Below are 19858 nucleotides of genomic sequence, written 5' to 3' on the forward strand. Positions count from 1 at the left end.
CCTTTCTGTAATTTCGCTGCACCCAGTCAGGGGGCTTCAGCTTCCATATTTTTGCAGCAAATAACCGCGCGTCCACGTGATGGTGCCTGTCGATGCGGGATCGACCTCGACCTTGTCAGCAATGGTGGATTTGAAGAGCTCCGGCTTGTCGTGGAAAAGGCCTTCGGAGCCGTAAAGCAGCGCCTGTATATAGGCAGCTCCAGCGCAGGCGCGCTGGGCGTATTTGCTGGTGATCTTGAAATTGGCAACAGCATCCTTCACGGCGCACTTGCGTGCGATGGTGTCTGCGATCGACTTTTCGCTCGGCAATTGCGGCGATGCCCCGATTTCTTCGAGAGCGTAACGCGCAGCGGAGATGCCATAGAAAGGACTGATGCTCGAGGCGACATCAGGTTTTCCGAGCCTGACAAAAGGACCACTGATAATTTGCGCATAGGAAGCGGCGCAAGCTTTCGCGTCAAAGACAGCGGTGCCCTTGATGGTGATGTGCTTTCCGCCGACAAAATCGCCCTCATCCTGCGCCGCCGTCATCCCTGTCGGGAAGCACTGGCTACCACCATCCGCGGGCGGATCAAGAACACGCATTGCCTTTCGGGCATCATCCTGACCAAGGCCAATATAGGTTCTATCAAAAACCGAGAAGGACCTGCCGTTGATTTTCACCTCATAAACATTCGCTGCCGGGTTGGGCAAACCGTCGATCGGGAAACTGACCTGCAACGAGGAGCCGCCAACTTCAACAATTCCCACTGGCTGTTTGGTTGAACGGAAGGCATCCCTGTAACGGTCATTGAGGTCAACCCAGGTCCAGATCCCCTCCTCAGCGCTGCCATCCGTCGTTCTGACTTCACCAGCGGGGAAGCCTTCGACTTCAATTGCTGCACGGACTTTCGCGTAGAAGGCGTCGACCGCTGCCACATCATGTTCGCCGATCGGCTTCTGGACGCTTCGCATGCCGGCTGTGGCAAGCAGATCTACCGTCACGTCTTTATGACTTACCTTCAGTTCGTCCAGCTTGGGCTGAATTTCGCGCAGCAGCGGCGAAAGCATGGCAGAGCCGACTGCCTCAGGCCCCAAATTCTTTTCAACGCCGCCGCGTCCGTCCAGGAAGTTGTCGAGCCCGTCGTCACCCTTGACGCCCTTGAAGGCTGCCAGCTGCTTGACGATCGGGTACGGGCCGGGTGTCACCTCAAAGAGGTAGATTCGTGAACCACTGCTTCCGGCATCAATCACCACGCGGTAGAGGGGCGAAGCTTGCGCCAGGGCGTGGTGCGGGGAGATGCCCAACACAAGCAGGGCGAAGGCAAAGGCCTTGTATGAAAATGCACGCTTTACGCCAAATTTCATAACCACTCCCCCAAGCGGAACTATTTCGGGTCCTACAATAATCGCGAAAATCTTCAATCCGGGAAACTACTTACCAGCCGTGACCGATTGTTTCCGATCTACTGGAGCGCCTCGTTTCAGCAAACTGGCGAACTTCTTCGCATTTGCAACCGGGCGGTCGGCGGGAGGGGCGAGCACCACTCAAAGCTTCCTCCGGCTTACGACTAACGCCCGACTCCTGCGACAATCAGTTGACATTGCTCGGTTTTAGCTGTCTTGATCTTCGCGGCTGTTCTTCACAGCTGCAAGATTGGCAATTTCTAAAGAGAGCAAGTACATTGGCTACAGGCAAAGTTAAGTGGTTCAACGCTGACAAGGGCTACGGATTCATCCAGCCGGACGACGGTTCCAAGGATGTTTTCGTTCACATCAGCGCGGTTGAACGGGCGGGCCTTCGCAGCCTGAATGAAAATCAGGCCGTTTCCTACGAGCTGACGACTGACCGCAAGAGCGGCAAGCTGTCCGCCGATCAGCTGCGCGCGATCTAATACCCGCACCAAGCCCAGTGGCAAGGAAAGCGAAGAAGAAGTCAACGGCCAAGGTTCCGACCAAGAGCCGTAAGACGAAGAAGGCCATCGCTGTCAAATCGGCCCCCAAGGCCAGGAAGACTGCACCTAAAAAGGCCCCCCGCAAGGCCACCCGCCGCAGTGCGGCAGATGTCGCCAAGCTGCGCAAGGCCGTCCTTGCCGGCGCAAAGGCCGGCAAGACGGCAGACGCTGTCGCGGCTGAGCTTGGCATTTCGAAGGCTTATGTCTACGCCCTTAAGAACCGGGCGTAAGTCCGGCCGGTAATTCCGGCAATTGGGTTGTTCGAACGCGTCCCGGTAACGGGACGCGTTTTTGTTTGGTCAGGGCTGGCAGGTGATTTTTGCAAAGCCATCACAGAAGTCCTGGTCGCAGACGGCACCGGTGCTGAACAGCCGCGTGGGCTCCGAGCCGCCTATGTTCTCGGCAATGGTGTAGCTGCTGGCGCCTCCGGAAAAGCCCTTGGCCTTGCACCAAGCGCTTGCTGCAGCACCCCCGCAACCCGTGGACCAACCCAGGCACCAGTCCAGCCGGTTCCCTGCCTGCTTCGGGTTAGAGAAGGTCTTTGTACCCGCCGTATCACAAGTAATCTGCGCGAAACCGTCGCAAAAACCCTGGTCGCAGACGGCGCCGGAGCTGATGAGCCGCGTGGGGTGAGAGGCGCCAATATCCGGGTCTTCCTCGAAGGATGCAGCCTTGTCAAAGCCCTTCGACTTGCACCAGGCATTGGCGGCCGGTGCACCACAGCCCGTACTCCAGTCCAGGCACCAGTCTAACCGGTTTCCCGACTGCTTCGGTTTAAAGAATGTCTGTGTATCGGCGAAAGCTTCGCCCGTGGACAGGACGACCGCCAGAGCAGCGGCTGTGAAAATGAGCGGCTTCAGAAAGGCTGGCATGGGCGCTTCTCCTGTTGATTGATTGGTCTCACACATCAATTTAGACAAAGCCGGAGTGGACGCTGTGACATTGATCACAATGGTCGGAGTTCATTCCGGACTCGCAAAAAATGATATGCGCTTTTCATTTGCTGAAATATTCAATTTGTAATACATACAAACTGCGCCCCCGGACCTTGCCTCTCTCCTTGCCGGCAAAACGGAGCGCCAAAGACGACGCCTGATAGTCCGAATGTCTTGCAAAAAACGGCCGGCTCACCGCCGATCAACATCAAGGGAGGACTGCCACCATGAAAATTGCTGGAATTGCTGCGGCTATGGCCGTCAGCGTGCTGGTAACCGCTTCGGCGGTTGCAGCTGACAAGAAGCAACTCGCGTTCGTTGTAAATGGACCATCCGACTTCTGGAAAATTGCGGAAGCGGGTGTGCGCAAGGCGCAGACGGAACTGCCCGACTATGAGCTCCTGTTCAAATATCCGGAGCGCGCAGATTCGGCGATCCAGCAACGCCTGATGGATGACCTCGTGGCCGCGGGGGTTTCTGCCATTGCGGTTTCGGTCGTGGACCCGAAAACATCGACGGACTCGATCAACCGCATCGCCGCCCAGGTACCCCTGTTCACCTTTGACAGCGATGCAACCGATTCCAATAGGGTTGCCTACATTGGTTCGTCGAATACCGAACTCGGAAAGAATGCTGGCGAAGTGGCCGTGAAAGCCCTGCCAAATGGCGGAAAGTGCATGGGTTTCGTGGGGCTGCCGGGTGCTGACAATGCGCGTGAGCGGATTGAAGGCTTCAAGTCTGCCGTAGCCGGACACAACATCGAGCTCGTTGACGTTCGCGGCGATGATATCGACCAGACACGGGCACGCGCCAATGTTGACGACACGCTCGTCGCCCATCCGGAAGTCAACTGCATGGTTGGCTTTTACTCCTATAACCCGCCACGCATCTACGAAGCTCTGCGTGATGCCGGAAAGCTTGGGCAGATCACCGTCGTCGCCTTTGACGAAGACCCCATCACCCTTGGCGCGGTGAAGGAGGGTTCTTTCGCAGGAACAGTCGTTCAACAGCCCTTCGAATGGGGCTACCAGGGGATGAAACTTCTTGCCAAATTCGTGAGCGGTGACAAGAGCGGCATCCCGGCGGATGGCATCCTCATCATTCCCGGTATCGTCATCACCAAAGACAATGTCGATCAGTTTCAGGCCGATTTCCAGGCCAAGCTGAAGTCATAGGAACGAGCCTTCCACGGCCGGCTTCTGGCAGGCCGTGGAAGGCACTTCTGCCGTGCAAAGTTCTTCGCTCATTGTGCCAGATGTCTTAACGGGCGAACCGCTCATTCGGTTATCGCACGTCAGCAAGTCATATCCCGGTGTAACTGCACTCAGCGACCTTACATTGGATATACGCCCAGGTGAAGTGATCGGTCTCGTAGGCGAGAATGGCGCGGGAAAATCGACTCTGATGAAGATATTGGGCGGTGTCATCTCGCCTGACCGTGGCGCGATCGAGATCGGTGGCACCAAGCACGCATCACTCACCGTCAAGGAATCAATGGCGGCCGGCATTGCCTTTGTACACCAGGAACTGAACCTGTTTGGCAATCTCGATGTTGCAGCCAATGTTTTCATTGGCCGCGAACCAAGAAAATTCGGCATTCTGCAGCTGATCGATACCGCGAAGCTCCACGCCATGGTGCAACCCTATCTGGACCGGCTTGGAGCGACCTTTCCGGTAACTGCTCTCGTTTCGGATCTCTCGCTTGCCGAACAGCAGCTCGTCGAGATCACCAAGGCTTTGAGCCTCAATTCCCGGCTCCTGATCCTCGACGAACCCACCTCCAGCCTTCCACTGGCGGAGACGCGGAAGCTACTCGACGTCATTGCAGCACTGAAGGAGCACGGCATCGCCGTCGTTTTCATTTCGCACCGCCTCCATGAGGTGGTGCAGGCAGCGGACCGTGTGGCCGTTCTGCGTGACGGGCGGCTGGTTGGGCAACTGCGGGAAGACGCCATCACCCACGATGCGATGGTGAAACTCATGGTGGGCCGTGAACTGACGCTCAGATACAGTGCGCCAGCGGTGCCGCGGGGCAGCATTGCCCTCTCGCTCCGCGGCGTGCGCACGCCGGCCAAACCGACAGCAGATGTCGACCTCGACATTTATCGCGGCGAAATTCTTGGGATTGCCGGGCTCGTGGGCGCGGGGCGGACCGAGCTTGCCCGGGTAATCTTCGGGATCGACCGTCCACTGGAGGGCACAATGCTGCTCGATGGCGCACAGGTCGCGCTGCGGTCATCACGAGATGCGGTTGCCGCTGGCATCTTCCTTGTGCCGGAAGACCGCAAAGCCATGGGCCTCGTGCTGGACCTGCCCATAAGCCAAAACATCACGCTTCCTGATCTTGAGGCCTATGCAAAGAGCTTCATTGTGTCAGGCAAGGCCGAAGAAACCCAGGCCGAACGCAGCCGGACGGACCTTGATATCCGCGCCCCGAACATGGAAGTGCGGGCGGGTCTCCTCTCCGGGGGAAATCAGCAGAAGGTCGTCCTTGCGAAATGGCTGGCGATGACGGCAAAGATCATCGTTCTGGATGAACCCACACGAGGCGTGGACATCGGCGCAAAATCCGAGATTTACCGGCTCATGCGCTACCTCGCGGATCAGGGCGTTGCGGTGCTCATGATTTCTTCCGACATGGAGGAGGTGATCGGCGTCTCCGATCGCATCGCCGTCATGCATGAAGGCCGTATATCTGGCGAGCTCCCTCGGCACAGCTTCAGCGAAGAAAACGTTCTTGCACTAGCGGTGGGGCGCTCACTCCAACCGGACGGCGAGACTCAAGCCGCGCAACTGAACAGAAGGTAGCCATGTTGAATATCAAGAAAGACCTGGGCCTCCTGATCCTCATCATCGTGGTAGGAACGGTGGTTGCTTTCATCAACCCGCGCTTTGTCTCACCCATCAACATCGCGAACACGGCGAACCTTGTAGGCCTTTTCGGGATTTTCTCGATCGGGCAGGGCTTCGTCATCATCACCGGGGGCATCGAGCTTTCAGTAGGATCGATGATTGCACTGCTGGGCGTGATCTTCATCGATCTAATCGCCAATTTAGGTGTCCCGTGGCCGCTTGCCTCGATGATCATATTGGGACTCGGCTTCGCGCTGGGAATGATACATGGTCTTCTCATCACCAAGATGCAGATGCAGCCCTTCGTTGTAACGCTATGCGGCTTGCTGATCTATCGCGGCGTGGCGCGCTTCTATACGGAGGACGCCACTGCGGGATTCCCTTTTGGTGTGCGCTTCGAACAACTTGAATGGCTGACCACAGGCCGCACGGATCTGGTGGCGTTCCTGACAGGAGGAGCTGTGACAACGTTCCCCCTACCCCATTCATTTTTCTTCATGTTGGCGCTCGCGGCCATCATGTGGGTGGTGCTGCACCGTTCCGTCTTTGGGCGATATCTCTATGCGGTTGGAAAGAATGAGGAAGCGGCGCGCTTCTCTGGGATCAGAACGGACCGGGTTGTGATTGCGGCCTACGCGCTCTGCGCGGTTCTGACAGCGATCGCGGCGATCTTCCTGGCGATGTACACCCGCTCGATCTTGCCCAGTTCGCATGGCAATTTTTATGAGCTTTACGCCATTGCGGCTGCAGTTCTGGGCGGTTTCTCGCTGCGGGGCGGTGAAGGTTCGATCGTCGGCGTGGTGCTGGGAACCGTGTTGCTGCAGGTGCTGCAGAATCTCGTCAACCTGTTAGGCATTCCCTCTTCTCTCAATTTTGCGGTCAGTGGCTCTGTCATTCTGTTTGGCGTGCTGGCCGATCAGGAATACAGCAAGTTCCGCAAGCGCCAGGAACTCCGCCGCTACCGATCCGTTTAGGGCAACGAAGCTCCTTTTCGTCTCAATCGTCGGGGTAAAGCGATGATCACGGTAACGGCGCTCAAGTGGGTTCCCGATTTCGCGCAGGGCCAGGTGCGTGACCACCGTGTGCGATGGGTTCTGAATGAAGTAGGTTGGCCATATGAGGTTCGCCTGCTCGATACGGAAGATCAGCAGGACCCGGACTATCGCCGCCAGCAGCCCTTTGGCCAGGTGCCGGCATTGGTAGAAGATGGCCGGGCGCCTCTGTTCGAGACCGGCGCCATCCTGGTTGATGTGGCGACCAGGTCAGGGCAGCTTCTGCCGGAAGATGCCTCGGAACATCCATTGGCAATTAGCTGGATGATTGCAGCGCTCAATACGATCGAGCCCAATTTCATGATGCTGGCGCAGGTTGATTTTTTCATCGACGACGAAGATGTCAAGGCGAAGCTGCGCCCTCTGGTAATCGACATGATCGAGCTGCGCTTGCGGCAACTGTCAGACGCACTCGGAGCGCGGGACTATCTGGTCGCCGACCGGTTTACCATCGCCGACTTGATGATGAGCTCGGTTTTAAAGATCATAGGCCATACGGACATACTTGATCACCACCCTTCCCTTGCGCGCTATAGGGACAGGTGCCTCGAACGGCCCGCCTATAAGAAAGCGATTGGTGATCAATGCACGGACCTTGCCCGGCACCGGCCTGAAGACATGAGATATGATAAAGAGGCAGCCATCTAGAACGTGGCCGGGTGGGTTTGCGGGTTGCCAGTTTGAGTAGCGCTGCTACACGCTGCCCATGAGTCTAAACCCGTCCCACCCGCCTCTCTCCCACCTCGACATCCGCACCATCGTCATTGGCGTTGGTGTGGCCATGTTTCTTGGGGCGCTTGACCAGACAATTATCGCCGCTGCCCTCCCCGCAATCGCCGCGGATCTGGGCGACTTCAATGCGATATCATGGGTAGCAAGCATCTATCTGCTCACCGCCACCGCCGTCACTCCGCTCTATGGAAAATACAGCGACATCAAGGGCAGACGCGCAGCGCTGACGCTAGGCATCACGCTTTTCGTCGCGGGTTCGGTGGCATGTGCGCTGGCGCCAACCATGAGCTGGCTGATCGCCGCGCGGGCCTTGCAAGGGCTTGGGGGTGGAGGCCTCATCTCGCTTGCGCAAACAATCGTTGCTGACATCGTGGCCCCCAAGGAGCGCGGCCGTTACCAGATATACTTCGCCAGCGTATTCCTGCTGGCCAGTCTGCTAGGGCCGACGCTTGGGGGGGTATTCACGCAGCACCTGCACTGGACGTTGATCTTCTGGATCAACCTGCCATTGGGGGCGCTTGCATATTTCATCAGCAGTGCTGCACTGAAGCGACTGCCCCGGCACGACCGGCCGCATGAGCTTGATCTTCTTGGCGCTGGGCTTCTCGTCGCTGCAACCGTAAGTCTTATGCTCGCTTTGCATGATGGCGGCACAACCTACGCCTGGGACTCGCCACGCACAGGAGGGCTGCTCGGAGCTTCGGCGGCACTATGGATTCTGTTCGTATGGCGGATTAGATGGGCACGTGAACCGTTGATCCCACTCTCGGTTCTGGGTAACAAAGTTGTTTCCCGTGCGACCGTCGCGGCATCGTGCGGCATGGGCGCTTATATCGGCCTTTCAATTTACCTGCCCGTCTATTTTCAATCAGCGCGCGGCTTGAGCATTTCCGCCTCTGGACTTGGATTGATCCCACTAATGGTGGGAACGGTGGTGGGAGCGACAATCGCTGGTCAGCTCATGGGCCGCATTGTGCATTACAAGCGGATCCCAACCATCGGGCTGTGCGTTGCGACGATGGGTGCGATTATACTCACCTTTTGGGCAGATCAATTACCGCTTACAGCATTCGAGGCTGTACTTGCCCTCATAAGTGTGGGCCTTGGAACCGTGCTGCCGACAACAACCGTGGCCATTCAGAATGCAGTTCAACTTCATGAACTTGGTACTGCCACAGGTACCATGAACTTTTTCCGGCAGCTTGGGAGTGCCGTGACGGTTGCAATTTTCGGCGCGCTCCTCAACGCGTCGGAGGTGGGCGGCGAGACCATCAGTGCTACAGCAGGAGTGCCGCCGGGCGCCTTCAGGTCGATCTTTGCTGCGACAGCCATTGGGTTTGCCATTGCGTTTGTGTTTATCCTTTGGATGAAAGAACGCCCGCTGCGCTCCTCCGCAAGGCATGCCGCAGAAGCAACTATACTAGACTAATTATTCTTTGGTCTGGAACCTAATGCCTTTATCCGCATTTTCTTTGTTCGGGCTCATAGCTTGCGCACGTGACTGGCGGTTGTCCAAACGCCCGTTCACTCATTGTCCGGTTGAATTTTTGAGGGGGTGGCATGGCGTTGGTGAAGACGACAGAACTCGTGCGGACAGTCGTGAAGCCTGCAGCGATGGCGGACGAAATTGGCCATAGCGCCAAGGGCGGCGTGGCGCGCCGCACACAGGAACGCGTGCGGGAGCGCCAGCAGAAGGCAGCCGAGCGCATTGGCGCAGCAACCGAAGAATTGGCGAGCGGTATGGCAGAAGCAACAGCTGCTGCCGTCAGCCTTCGCCGGGGACTCGAGCAGATCGCCACCGGTGCCGAGGAGGCCGCAGGTGCAGCGCAGCAATCCCTCACCGCGATTGCCAAGCTGAGCAGCGCCTTCACGCAGGCACGCAGTGAAGCGGAGGCCACCCGCCGCCGCACTGAAAGCTTGCAAGTGACGATGCTAGAAACGGCAACAAACCTGGAAGATTCTGCCTCCACAATCGAACAGGTTGCCGAACGCCAGCTCGCCTCAGTCGCTGTGATTGAGACGCTGGAACGGCAGGCAGCGGACGTCACAGCCACGACCCAGATGGTGGCCGACATTTCTGACCGGACCAATCTTCTTGCGCTCAATGCGGCGATCGAAGCAGCACGAGCTGGCAACAGCGGCAGAGGCTTTGCAGTTGTTGCTGACGAGGTGCGAAGCCTCGCAGAAGTTGCAGAACGCAGCGCTCGTGAAATTGAGCAGCTTTCGGCTCACATCGCTGATGGAGTACGGGATCTGGGCTCAAGAGTGCGCGCAACTTCGGAGGCCGGAACGGTCCAGACGGCAACAGCACGGTCCCTGATTCGGGATCTTGCCACCGTGCGTGATGACCTTTCGGCACTGGGCGTGAACAGCGAGACTATCCTTAACACTGCCATAGAAGCCGATACCGCAAGCCGCGAGGCGGGGCGCGGCGCCGAGATGGTGGCGGCCGCCGCCGAGGAGCAGTCCGCCGCCGTAAGCCAGGCGCAGCGCGCGGTGGAGCAACAGGCGCAATCGCTGGAGCAGAGCCAGCAAGCGGCCCAGTCTCTCGCGACGCTGGCAGAAGAGATGCAGTCCGGACGTAGCGTTGCCAGCGGCACCGAGCAGGTGAGTACAGCCGCTGAGGAATTATCCGCCACCGTGCAAGAACTCTCCAGCGCAGCAGCGGAGATATTGGTGGCCATCGCACAGATCAGCCGCGGCGCCGACTCGCAGGCAGCGGCAACGCAACAAACCAACGCCGCGATGGTGCAGATCAAGCGGATTGCGAGCGAGACTGAAAGAGTCTCGCAGGCGGGGGGAAAGCGCACCCGGACCATGCGGGAGAAGCTCGCCGCTGTGGCAAGTGGGGTCAGCTCAATCGTCTCGGCATTGCAGCACACGCGCAAAGATGTGCAACTAGCGCTGACGACTCTAGAAAGCCTCGAGAGTGCCGCGCGGAACATCGAGAAGAGCATCGATCGCATCGTTCTGATTGCGGTCCAGACGAGCATGCTGTCCGTCAGCGGTTCGGTCGAGGCTGCCCGCGCGGGTGACGAGGGCCGAGGCTTTGCCATCGTCTCGGGCGACATCCGTAAGTTGGCGCAGGATACCTCCGAGAATATCGATGGTGTCAAGGATGTGATCCGCGTCATGCAGCTCCAAGTCATGCATGTCCGGCGTGAAATCGAACACACGCTGTCTTCCGCCAACATTGAACTGAAGAAAAATGGCGCTATCCTGGAGCGTCTCAAGCAGATTGACTCCGAAGTCACAATTATTTCAGCAGGTATTGAGGAGACTCTTTCTGGGAGCAGCGCTGCCCTTGCAGCTTCCGGCGAAGTGCAGACGGGGACGGGCGAGATCGCGGCCGCGGCGCAGCAGGCGAGTTCAGCTGCTGCACAAGCGGCAATGGCAGCACGTGAACAGTCGCGCGGTGCCGAGGATCTCGCAGCTGCCATCGAAGAAATAGCCTCGCTCGCCGATGATATGTCGGCCAACGGCAACTGATGGCCCTCGCCACGCCAACAATGGCCACCTCGCAAGCAAATCTGTCCTTCGGGGTCGCAGGCGAACAGTTCAGCGTTCCGGCAGCTGAAGTTCTCGAGGTTCGCCGCACCCCTTCTCTCACGCGCGTGCCCAACAGTTCCGCGACCATTGCAGGGCTGATGAATTATTACGGCAATGCCATTGCCGTCGTCCGCGTGTCGGCCTTGCTTGGTCTCGTTCCTGCTCCTGGCGCAAGTCAGGATGGCCGCGTGGTGGTCGTTGGCCATTCTCCTCCGATAGGTCTTCTCGTTGATCAGGTCTATGCCATTGGAGAGTACCTTACAGCAACTTCGCTCGATGTGGGGGCGCAGCTTGCCGAACACTTCCCTGGAAGGCCCGAAGAACCGGACCGCTCGGTCCGCCGTGGAAAAATGCATGTCTCGATGGAAACGGCCGTGCCCGAGGTGGCGCTGTTGACATTCCGGGTTGCGGATCAGCGTTATGGATTGCCGCTGGACGCACTTTCCGAAGTGATGGTTCTGCCGGAGGACTTCACGGAGAGGTCTAGTGCAACCGGTCCGACGCTCGGAATGTTGGCCTATCGCGACGGTGTTCTGCCGCTCGTATCCATGGCGGCACTGCTGGGCCTCTCCGATGTGGGAGGGAGGCATTACGTGCTGATCACATTCTGTAACGGTGCGCGGATCGGCCTAGTAACCGGCGCAGTTGATGGTATCAGCCGCCTTCCGGAGACATCCATCGAACCAGTGCCGGGCATCTTGCAACGGGGCCTCGGTGAAGCCGAAATCGAGTACATCGGCAGAGCTAATGAACGAATGCTCATCTCCATTCTTTCCCCTGCTCGGCTGTTTGCCCGCCGCGAAGTGGAGCAGGCGCTGCAACCTTCCAGCACGAGGATTTCAGCCATGCCAGAGTATGTGGGTAGAGTTGATGATATCCAATTCGTGGTATTCAGCCTTGGGGACGAGTCTTACGCCATTCCGATCGAGGCGGTGGACGAGATCATGCGCATGCCGGAATCGTTGACGCGACTTCCCGGTGCACCTGACTTCGTGGCCGGATTGATGAATCTGCGGGGAAAGGCTTTGCCGGTCATCGACCAACGGCAGCGCTTCTCAGTGAAGACAAAGGGAAAGCGCGGCCGCGTAATCGTCGTCACCGTAGGTGAGCTTCAGCTGGGCTTCATCGTCGACGCGGTTTCGCAAATTCTGAGCGTGCCTGCGTCAGAAGTGATGCCAGCACCGCGTGTGCCCGGGGATGGATCTGAAATCTTCGACCGGGTGGTGCCAACAGGCAGCGACATGATCCTGATCGTCAACCCCAAGGAGATGCTCCACCGTGCGGAACGTGATGTCCTTGCCCAGTTTGATACAGCGGAAGGGTGGGCTGTTTCATCGTGATCCGTGTTCTCATTGTCGACGATTCAGCGTTGATGCGTAAATTTCTTGCAGGTCTGTTCGAAGCTGAGGAGGGCTTCATGGTGGCAACAGCCCGGGACGGTGCAGATGCCCTCAGCAGGATTGGCAGCTTCAATCCCGATGTCGTGACACTCGACGTCGAGATGCCGACCATGGACGGTCTCGCCTGCCTTGATCGCATCATGGTGGAACACCCCTGCCCCGTGGTGATGGTATCTGCCGTGACCGAGCAAGGCGCTGACGCAACGATGGAAGCGCTGCAGATGGGTGCAGTTGACTTTGTTGCGAAGCCTACGGGGACGATTTCTCTCCATCGCGAGGAGTTCGGGCCCTTGATCAAGGAGCGCGTCCGCCAGGCAGCGGGTATCAGGATCCGGCGGAGCGCCCGTCTGGCTGACCGGCTGCGTTTTAACGCTGGTGCAACGCGGCAGCCCAGTGAAGGCCGAGTAGCTCCCGCTTTGAGCCACAGTGGAGATCATCGGCTTGTTCTGGTGGGTGCTTCCACAGGGGGGCCGCCCGCACTTGACGCCTTGCTCTCGGGTCTTCCTTCCGAATTCCGATGGCCGATCCTGATCGCACAGCATATGCCACGGACTTTCACCGCCTCATTTGCCCGCCGCCTGGATAGCCTGTGCAAGCTGCCGGTGAGGGAAGTGAACGCCCCCACTGCCATCGAAGACGGCTGCGTCTATGTCGGGCGTGGAGATGCGGACATGATGGTGGCGCGTCGCGGTGACCAGTTGATCGCGATACCCGTGCCCTCCAGTGCGCAGCATCTATGGCATCCGAGCGTTGACAGGCTGGTGATGAGCGCCATGCAGCACATGGGTCCGCACCAACTGGTCGGGATCCTGTTGACCGGCATGGGCAATGACGGCGCTGCGGCTATGGCAGAGTTGCGCAAGGCCGGTGGGTATACAATCGCGGAGGCAGAAGAAAGCGCTGTTGTCTGGGGCATGCCAGGCGAATTGGTGCGCCTGAACGGAGCGAGCGACATCGTAGCGCTTCCACACATGGCAGAGCGCCTTCTGGAGATCGGCCCGTGGCGATGACGAGCGAAAGTCGTTTTCTGACCGGCCCGGAGCTCGTTCGTCTGTGCGATTTCTTATACCGCCGCACCGGCATGCTGTTCGGGGAATCGAAGCGCTACTATGTGGACCGCCGCGTGGCTGAGCGCGTCCAGGCCACAGGCGCCCTCACCTTTTCGGCCTATTTTCCAAGACTCCTAGCCGATCACGCAGAGTCTGAACTGCTGATCAACAGCTTCACTGTGAATGAGACCTATTTTTATCGCGAGGAACACCAACTGCGCTGCCTCAGCCAGTCTTTGCTGCCAGAGATTATCAAGTCCAAGCGGCCGGGAGACCGTATCCGCATCTGGTCCGTGCCTTGTTCGACGGGTGAAGAGCCCTACTCCATCGCCATATGGCTTCTTGAGAACTGGCGGCTGGTCGATGCCTATCATGTCGAGATCGTCGGCTCCGACATCGACACGGAGGCGCTGCGACGCGCGCAAGCCGGCGCATTCGATCAACGCTCACTCTCGCGGCTTTCAGATCGGCTTCGCGATAGCTATTTCCAGCAGGCAGATGCCCGCCAATGGCACATCATCGACGACCTTCGCCAATCCGTAAAATTCAGTTCCGTCAACCTGATCGATCGTAGTTCGGTTGCCGCCGAGGGCCAGTTCGATGTCATTTTCTGCCGCAACGTTCTCATCTACTTCGATGATGCGGCGCGCAGCCTTGCAGCAGGCCACCTTCATGACGCCATGCTGCCGGGTGGATATGTCTGCCTCGGCCATACCGAATCAATGGGTCGAATTTCCGTCCGGTTCAAAACAGCGCAGTTCGAAGATGCCGTCGTCTATCAGCGGTCAAGTGATCAATGATCGATGACCTCCTCCAACAGTTCGTAGTCGAGGCGGGCGAACTGGTTCAGCAGGCTGCTGACGACCTGCTGGCACTGGAACATGAGCCTACGAGCCGCCCTCATATCGAGAGCCTGTTCCGAGGCGTGCACACGTTGAAAGGTTCAGCCGGGCTGTTCGATTTCACGCCCATCCAGCGCACGCTTTATGCCGCCGAAGACATCCTTACCGTCGCCAACCGCGCGGGCGAGCTTGATTTGGGCATGGTCGATCCCCTGATCGCCATTATTGAATGGACCGACCGCTGCGTAAGAGAAGTGGCGGTGCGCGGCGCTCTTCCCGCCGATGCGGGCGAGACCGGAGCGGCACTCACATCCGCCTTGGCCACGCGTCACGTCAAGACAACAGCACCCGCAGAAACAGTAATGGTTCCCGAATGGTCGACACGGCTCTTCGCAGTGCATTCCAAAGCACAATCTGCCATTCGGTACGAGCCGCGGCCGGATTGCTTTTTCAACGGCGACGATCCAGTGGCACTGATGGCAGCCATACCACAGCTGCTCGCAGTAGAGGTCGGCGTCCTGAGTCCGTGGCCTGATGCGGTAGATCTTGACCCATTCCGTTCTAATCTCTTTTTTGAGGCCGCATCTGCGGCGTCCAGAAGTCAAATCGAAAACCTGTTCCGCTTGCTTCCCGACCAAGCGGTTCTGGTGAGCAGACCTGTTTCTTCCGGCGCTGTTCAGCTGATGCCGCACGCACGCCGCACGGTGCGCGTTGATGCGGCCCGCGTGGATATGCTGGCTAATATTGTAGGTGAGCTGTTCGTTGCCAAGAACGCGTTCACCGGGCTTGTCAACGAGGCGCGGCAGATCGAAGGGGGCCTAGCTCTTTCAAGGGCAATTGCCGCCGCCCAAGAAGATTTAGACCGGCTGTCGCATCGTCTGCACCGCGCGGCAACCGGTGTGCGAATGGTGCCGCTCAACGAGACTCTCCGCCGCCTACCTCGCCTGGTGCGAGAGATATCCACACAGCTCGGAAAGCCAGTGGACCTTCAAGTCGAGGGTGGAGATGTTGAGGCTGACAAGACGGTCGTCGATGCACTGTTCGATCCACTCTTGCACACGATACGCAACGCAATCGACCACGGGATCGAGGAGATTTCCGAGCGTGAGCGGCGTGGCAAGCCGCCGCGGGGCCGTATATCCGTGGGCGCCCGCCAGGATGGCTTTCGCATTGAGGTGACGATCTCCGACGACGGAGGCGGCGTCGATATCGCGGCCGTCCGATCGGCAGCGATAAAGAAGGGCCTGATCACGGCTGAACTTGGTAGCAGTCTGGATGATGACGGCGTCATCGACCTTTTGTTCCGATCGGGTTTCTCAACAGCAGGCAATGTCAGTGACGTGTCCGGCAGGGGCGTGGGCATGGATTCGGTACGCCGGGATGTGCAAGCACTGGGCGGGCACGTCACGCTTGAGAGTGAAAATGGCCAGGGTGTCACTCTCCGGCTGTCGCTGCCTACGAGAATTGCGCTGACACGTATTATAATCGTGACATGTGACGGCGGCCGCTATGCACTTCCAATGGATGCAATCATCGAAACACTTCGCATCGATGCGAGAGCGATCAACAAGGTGCGGGCTGGAGAGGCCATGATCGTGCGTGGACGCACCGTACCGGTGGTGCGGCTTGCCACGCTGTTGGGCAGGACTTCTATTTGCCGCGGCCACGAACTGCTGCTGATCGCAAATGTGGGGGGCGCTGCAATTGGTCTGGTGATCGATTCAATCGGCGAAAGGCTGGAAGCCATGCTGCGGCCGGCGACTGGTCTGATCAAGATCATCCCCGGCATCTCTGGCACCACCGTTCTGGGCGACGGAAGCGTAGCGCTGGTCCTAGACCTGGAAGCGCTGATCACATGACGGTTCTCGTGCAAGAGCTCCGAATTATACTCTCCGACGACTGCGGCGTGGAGGAAGCGGAAACGCTGCTTACGGCACTGCTGGAGGAGCCTGGCCGCGTCGTACAGATGGAGGCCGGCAAGCTGCACACGGCTCTCTGGCAAGTACTTCTGGCCGTCAGGCCGCAAATCCAAGGCAGGACGGGTGACGCCTTTGCAGACCTTCACATTCTGCCACTGATCAATGGCGGCAATATCTCAACCTACAAGCCGGCGGATCGACGCCTGGAGAAAGACGAAGCACAATGACCGTCAAGGTTCTTTTGGTCGACGACAGCAAGCTGGCACGCATCGTTGCCGGGAAAACGCTTGCCGCACTGAAGCCCGATTGGACGCGGCTGGAGGCAAGCAATGCAGACGAAGCGCTGGAACTGATAGGAAGGGAGGCAATCGACGTCGCGATCCTCGATTTCAATATGCCGGGGCGCGACGGGCTGGACCTCGCCGAGGAGCTACGCCAGGCGCACCCCCATATGCCGATTGCCATAATCACCGCAAATATTCAGGACGAAGTGATCGCCCGGGCGCGCGCGGTGAACGCCACCTTCGTCAGCAAACCGGTCACGGAAGAGGGCCTCGCAGGTTTTGTGACCGGGGCAGCGCTGCGCCTGAGACAGGTCCAGAAATGACTGACGAACTCTCCCTCGACGAACTCGAGCGCGACGCCCTGACGGAAGTCGTCAACATCGGGGTGAGCCGGGCGGCGGCCGCTTTGCGCAAGATGGTAGGCCAGCAAGTTTTGCTCTCTGTTCCTGCCGTAGAGATCGTGACCTACAAGGCTGCGGCCGCCTTGATTGGCCAACGTGAAAACGATGAACTGATCGCCGTTCGCCAGGATTTTGGCGGCGCCTTCTCCGGCCGAGCGCTTTTGATTTTCCCCGAGTCACGATCGCTAGAAGTAGTTCGTGCCGTGGCTGGCGATAATGTGCCTGTGGAAGATCTGCCGGAACTCGAGGTCGAGGCGCTCGCCGAGATTGGAAATGTCATCCTCAATAATTGTCTCGGCACAATGGCCAACATGTTGCAGCAACCGCTCAAGATGACGCTGCCCCACGTGGTGCGTGGAAACGGCGAGGATCTGTTCGCCCTGCCTTCGGAGACACCTGACGAGGCAGGCCTCGTACTGTTTCTCTATATCAACTTCTCATTCCGTGACTGCAACATCCGTGGTTACATCGCGATGTTGATGGACCTACCTTCTCTTTCGGCCCTCAGACTGCTTATTGCCGATTTCATCGCCCGCGTCACTGCGGACACCGACTAATCTGGAGCTTGTATGACCATCCGCTCCCCCATTGCCCCGGAAACGCTGGCCGGTCTTGAGGCACAGATCGCCGAAGCACGCCAGCGCCTTCTTCTCACGCTCGATGCGGCAGGTTCAACCGGAGCCTGGGAGTGGGACATTCCTGCACGAACCTTGCGTGGCGACGCTAGTTTTGCGACGCTCACCGGCCAGGATGCTGTGGCGCTCGATGCTGGCGTTCCCACCTCGCACTTCTTCCTTGGAATTCACCCCGAAGATCAGAAGCGCATCCGTCTCGCTGTTGCTGCAATTCTCGCGGGCGCGGAGGTGTTTGAGAAAGACTACCGCCTGCGTAAGGCCGATGGCGGCCTGCGCTGGGTGCATGCAAAGGGCCGCGCCCTGTTCAACGAGGATGACGAGCCTATCCGTTTCACCGGTCACCTTGTCGATGTCACCGAGCAAAAACGCGTGCAGGAGCGGTTTCGCATTGCCCAAACGGCCGGTGGCATTGGCACATTTGAACGTGGGGAAGGGTTCGGCACCTTGCAAGTGTCTCAGCAGTTCTGCCACTTGCTGGGCCTTCATCCAACGAAGGTGCTTCCACTTGCCACCGTCAACCGGCTGATCCACCCGGATGATCCCCCCATTGCCGCCGCCACCTCAGGGCAGCTGGAAGCAGGCGGCAGCCATATCGAGTTTCGCATCACCCGTGCCGACAATGGCGAGCCGCGATGGCTCGCCCGGCGCGGAGAATATGTGCGTGATCTGTCCGGACCAGGCATGCGCTACATCGGTGTGGCCTATGATATAACCGCGTCAAAACTAATCGAGGAGAGGTTGCGGCGCTCGAACGAGGGTCTGTCCGAACGTGTTCGTGAGCGGACCCAGGACCTCAACCGTGTGTGGCAGAATTCGCGCGACTTGCTTGCCGTGCTGGATCTCGATGGTCGCATTCGTGACGCGAATCCGGCTTGGCGTGAGGCTCTGGGCTACACTGTAAATGACGTGATCGGCCGAAGCCTGGCTGATTTCGAATGGTCCGATGACGTCGCTGCCGCGCTACCCGACCTGACCCGCGGAACAGAGCGCTTCGAGTTGCAGCTGCGGCATGCCAAGGGTGCTGCACATTCAACCGTGTGGACGACATCGCGTGAAGGCATCTCGATTTATGCCTATGGGCGTGACGTGACAGTTGAGCGTGAGCAGGCCAAGGCTCTTAAGGATGCCGAGGCTCGGTTGCGCCAAAGCCAGAAGATGGAGGCCGTCGGCCAGTTAACTGGCGGGATTGCCCATGACTTCAACAATATGCTCACCGGGATCATGGGAGCTCTCGACATCGTGAAGCGGCGGATCAAGGCGGGGCGGCTCGATGACATCGAGCGCTTCATGGATGCGGCGACGGTGTCTGCCCAGCGTGCCGCATCGCTGACCCACCGCCTCCTCGCATTCTCGCGCCGGCAGTCGCTTGACCGACGCCCGGTCGACGTGGCGAGACTAGTTCGCGGCATGTCGGAACTCCTCATCCGTACGCTGGGTGAACAGGTGACACTCGTGTTCGACCTGGACCATGCCTGGCCTATCGTGACCGATGGAAACCAGCTTGAGAATGCGCTACTTAATCTTGCGATCAATGGCCGTGACGCCATGCCAGCAGGTGGCGAGCTGCGAATTGCGGCACGCAACGTCACTCTGCATCACAACGAAGTTGCCGGCCTGACACTCACTGCTCCTCGCGATTTCGTGGTGATCCAAGTCAGCGATTCAGGACAGGGCATGCCGCCGGACGTGCTGGATAAAGCCTTTGATCCGTTTTTCACCACCAAGCCTATCGGCCAGGGAACGGGTCTTGGCCTTTCAATGGTTTATGGCTTCGCGCAGCAGTCAGGCGGTGCCACCGAAATCAGCAGTTCGCTGGGCCATGGCACCACTGTTTCTATCTATCTGCCGCGTGGTGCGGATGAGCACGGTACAGGAGAGGGTGCTGCCTCACATGACGTGCCGCTCGGATCTGGCGAACACATCCTGGTGGTCGAGGATGATGAGAGCGTGCGGCTGCTGGTATGTGAAGTCCTGCGTGATTTGGGGTATGCGCCACTCGAGGCGGCGGATGCGAATGCAGCGATAGAGAAGCTCACCGCCAATCCGGATTTCGATCTGCTGATCACAGATGTGGGACTTCCGGGTATGAATGGCCGCCAGCTTGCTGATGTGGCCCGCGAATTGACCCCGAGCATCGGCGTTCTCTTCATGACCGGCTATGCGGCGGGGGCCAGAGACCGCACCGAATTTCTTGGCGACAACATGGATATGATTTCAAAGCCATTCGATCTCGAGCAGCTTGCAAGCAAAATTCGCGAGATGCTTGTTTGAGG

Annotated in this window: 18 protein-coding genes; 16 read left to right on the forward strand and 2 right to left on the reverse strand. The window is 58.7% G+C overall.

Translation table 11 applies throughout. The annotated features are described in order from the left end of the window. Window positions 1-36: 36 nt before the first annotated feature. Window positions 37-1347 (reverse strand): hypothetical protein, encoded by a 1311-nt coding sequence (locus tag ACO06F_RS06985; protein ID WP_421695967.1) that lies wholly within the window; start codon window positions 1345-1347, stop codon window positions 37-39. Window positions 1348-1664: 317 nt separating this feature from the next. Between ACO06F_RS06985 and ACO06F_RS06990 the strand changes: the two genes are divergently transcribed. Further along, complete coding sequence (locus ACO06F_RS06990) at window positions 1665-1874, forward strand: cold-shock protein (protein WP_421696639.1); 210 nt, start codon at window positions 1665-1667, stop codon at window positions 1872-1874. Between the two features lie 17 nt (window positions 1875-1891). Beyond that, window positions 1892-2164 carry a hypothetical protein gene (locus tag ACO06F_RS06995; protein ID WP_421695968.1) on the forward strand — a complete coding sequence of 91 codons (273 nt, stop codon included), beginning with the start codon at window positions 1892-1894 and terminating at the stop codon, window positions 2162-2164. Between the two features lie 69 nt (window positions 2165-2233). On the opposite strand, the gene ACO06F_RS07000 is transcribed toward ACO06F_RS06995, so the two are convergent. Next, window positions 2234-2806: a hypothetical protein gene (locus tag ACO06F_RS07000; RefSeq protein ID WP_421695969.1), complete on the reverse strand. Its 573-nt coding sequence runs from the start codon at window positions 2804-2806 to the stop codon at window positions 2234-2236. A gap of 290 nt (window positions 2807-3096) precedes the next feature. On the opposite strand from ACO06F_RS07000, the gene ACO06F_RS07005 reads away from it, so the two are divergent. The 14 genes from ACO06F_RS07005 (at window position 3097) to ACO06F_RS07070 (ending at window position 19856) form a co-directional block, all read left to right on the forward strand. Beyond that, entirely contained in the window at window positions 3097-4044 is a 948-nt protein-coding gene (locus ACO06F_RS07005) for a sugar-binding protein (protein ID WP_421695970.1), read from the forward strand. A 52-nt stretch (window positions 4045-4096) separates the two neighbouring features. Next, window positions 4097-5677, forward strand: a complete 1581-nt coding sequence (locus ACO06F_RS07010; RefSeq protein ID WP_421695971.1) for a sugar ABC transporter ATP-binding protein — start codon at window positions 4097-4099, stop codon at window positions 5675-5677. Between the two features lie 2 nt (window positions 5678-5679). After that, window positions 5680-6696 carry an ABC transporter permease gene (locus tag ACO06F_RS07015; protein WP_421695972.1) on the forward strand — a complete coding sequence of 339 codons (1017 nt, stop codon included), beginning with the start codon at window positions 5680-5682 and terminating at the stop codon, window positions 6694-6696. Window positions 6697-6738: 42 nt separating this feature from the next. After that, complete coding sequence (locus tag ACO06F_RS07020; protein ID WP_421695973.1) at window positions 6739-7422, forward strand: glutathione S-transferase family protein; 684 nt, start codon at window positions 6739-6741, stop codon at window positions 7420-7422. 58 nt (window positions 7423-7480) lie between these two features. Further along, window positions 7481-8935: an MDR family MFS transporter gene (locus ACO06F_RS07025; protein WP_421695974.1), complete on the forward strand. Its 1455-nt coding sequence runs from the start codon at window positions 7481-7483 to the stop codon at window positions 8933-8935. A 221-nt stretch (window positions 8936-9156) separates the two neighbouring features. After that, entirely contained in the window at window positions 9157-10995 is a 1839-nt protein-coding gene (locus ACO06F_RS07030; protein WP_421695975.1) for a methyl-accepting chemotaxis protein, read from the forward strand. Next, on the forward strand, window positions 10995-12395 hold the full coding sequence (locus ACO06F_RS07035) for a chemotaxis protein CheW (RefSeq protein ID WP_421695976.1): 1401 nt from the start codon (window positions 10995-10997) through the stop codon (window positions 12393-12395). The genes ACO06F_RS07030 and ACO06F_RS07035 overlap by 1 nt, the downstream gene beginning before the upstream one ends. Continuing rightward, entirely contained in the window at window positions 12392-13465 is a 1074-nt protein-coding gene (cheB, locus tag ACO06F_RS07040) for a chemotaxis-specific protein-glutamate methyltransferase CheB (protein WP_421695977.1), read from the forward strand. Before ACO06F_RS07035 ends, cheB begins: the two co-directional genes overlap by 4 nt. After that, window positions 13462-14304, forward strand: coding sequence for a CheR family methyltransferase (locus ACO06F_RS07045; RefSeq protein WP_421696640.1), 843 nt, complete (start codon window positions 13462-13464; stop codon window positions 14302-14304). Before cheB ends, ACO06F_RS07045 begins: the two co-directional genes overlap by 4 nt. Beyond that, the gene (locus ACO06F_RS07050) at window positions 14301-16205 is read left to right on the forward strand and encodes a chemotaxis protein CheA (protein WP_421695978.1); all 1905 of its coding nucleotides are present in this window, start codon (window positions 14301-14303) and stop codon (window positions 16203-16205) included. The genes ACO06F_RS07045 and ACO06F_RS07050 overlap by 4 nt, the downstream gene beginning before the upstream one ends. Next, window positions 16202-16492, forward strand: a complete 291-nt coding sequence (locus tag ACO06F_RS07055; protein WP_421695979.1) for a hypothetical protein — start codon at window positions 16202-16204, stop codon at window positions 16490-16492. The genes ACO06F_RS07050 and ACO06F_RS07055 overlap by 4 nt, the downstream gene beginning before the upstream one ends. Beyond that, window positions 16489-16872 (forward strand): response regulator transcription factor, encoded by a 384-nt coding sequence (locus tag ACO06F_RS07060; RefSeq protein ID WP_421695980.1) that lies wholly within the window; start codon window positions 16489-16491, stop codon window positions 16870-16872. Before ACO06F_RS07055 ends, ACO06F_RS07060 begins: the two co-directional genes overlap by 4 nt. Beyond that, window positions 16869-17507 (forward strand): chemotaxis protein CheX, encoded by a 639-nt coding sequence (locus ACO06F_RS07065; protein WP_421695981.1) that lies wholly within the window; start codon window positions 16869-16871, stop codon window positions 17505-17507. The genes ACO06F_RS07060 and ACO06F_RS07065 overlap by 4 nt, the downstream gene beginning before the upstream one ends. Before the next feature lie 12 nt (window positions 17508-17519). Further along, window positions 17520-19856: a PAS domain-containing protein gene (locus ACO06F_RS07070; RefSeq protein ID WP_421695982.1), complete on the forward strand. Its 2337-nt coding sequence runs from the start codon at window positions 17520-17522 to the stop codon at window positions 19854-19856. Window positions 19857-19858 lie beyond the last annotated feature (2 nt).

This window comes from Aestuariivirga sp. (assembly GCF_965227715.1).
Classification (GTDB): Bacteria; Pseudomonadota; Alphaproteobacteria; order Rhizobiales; family Aestuariivirgaceae; genus Aestuariivirga.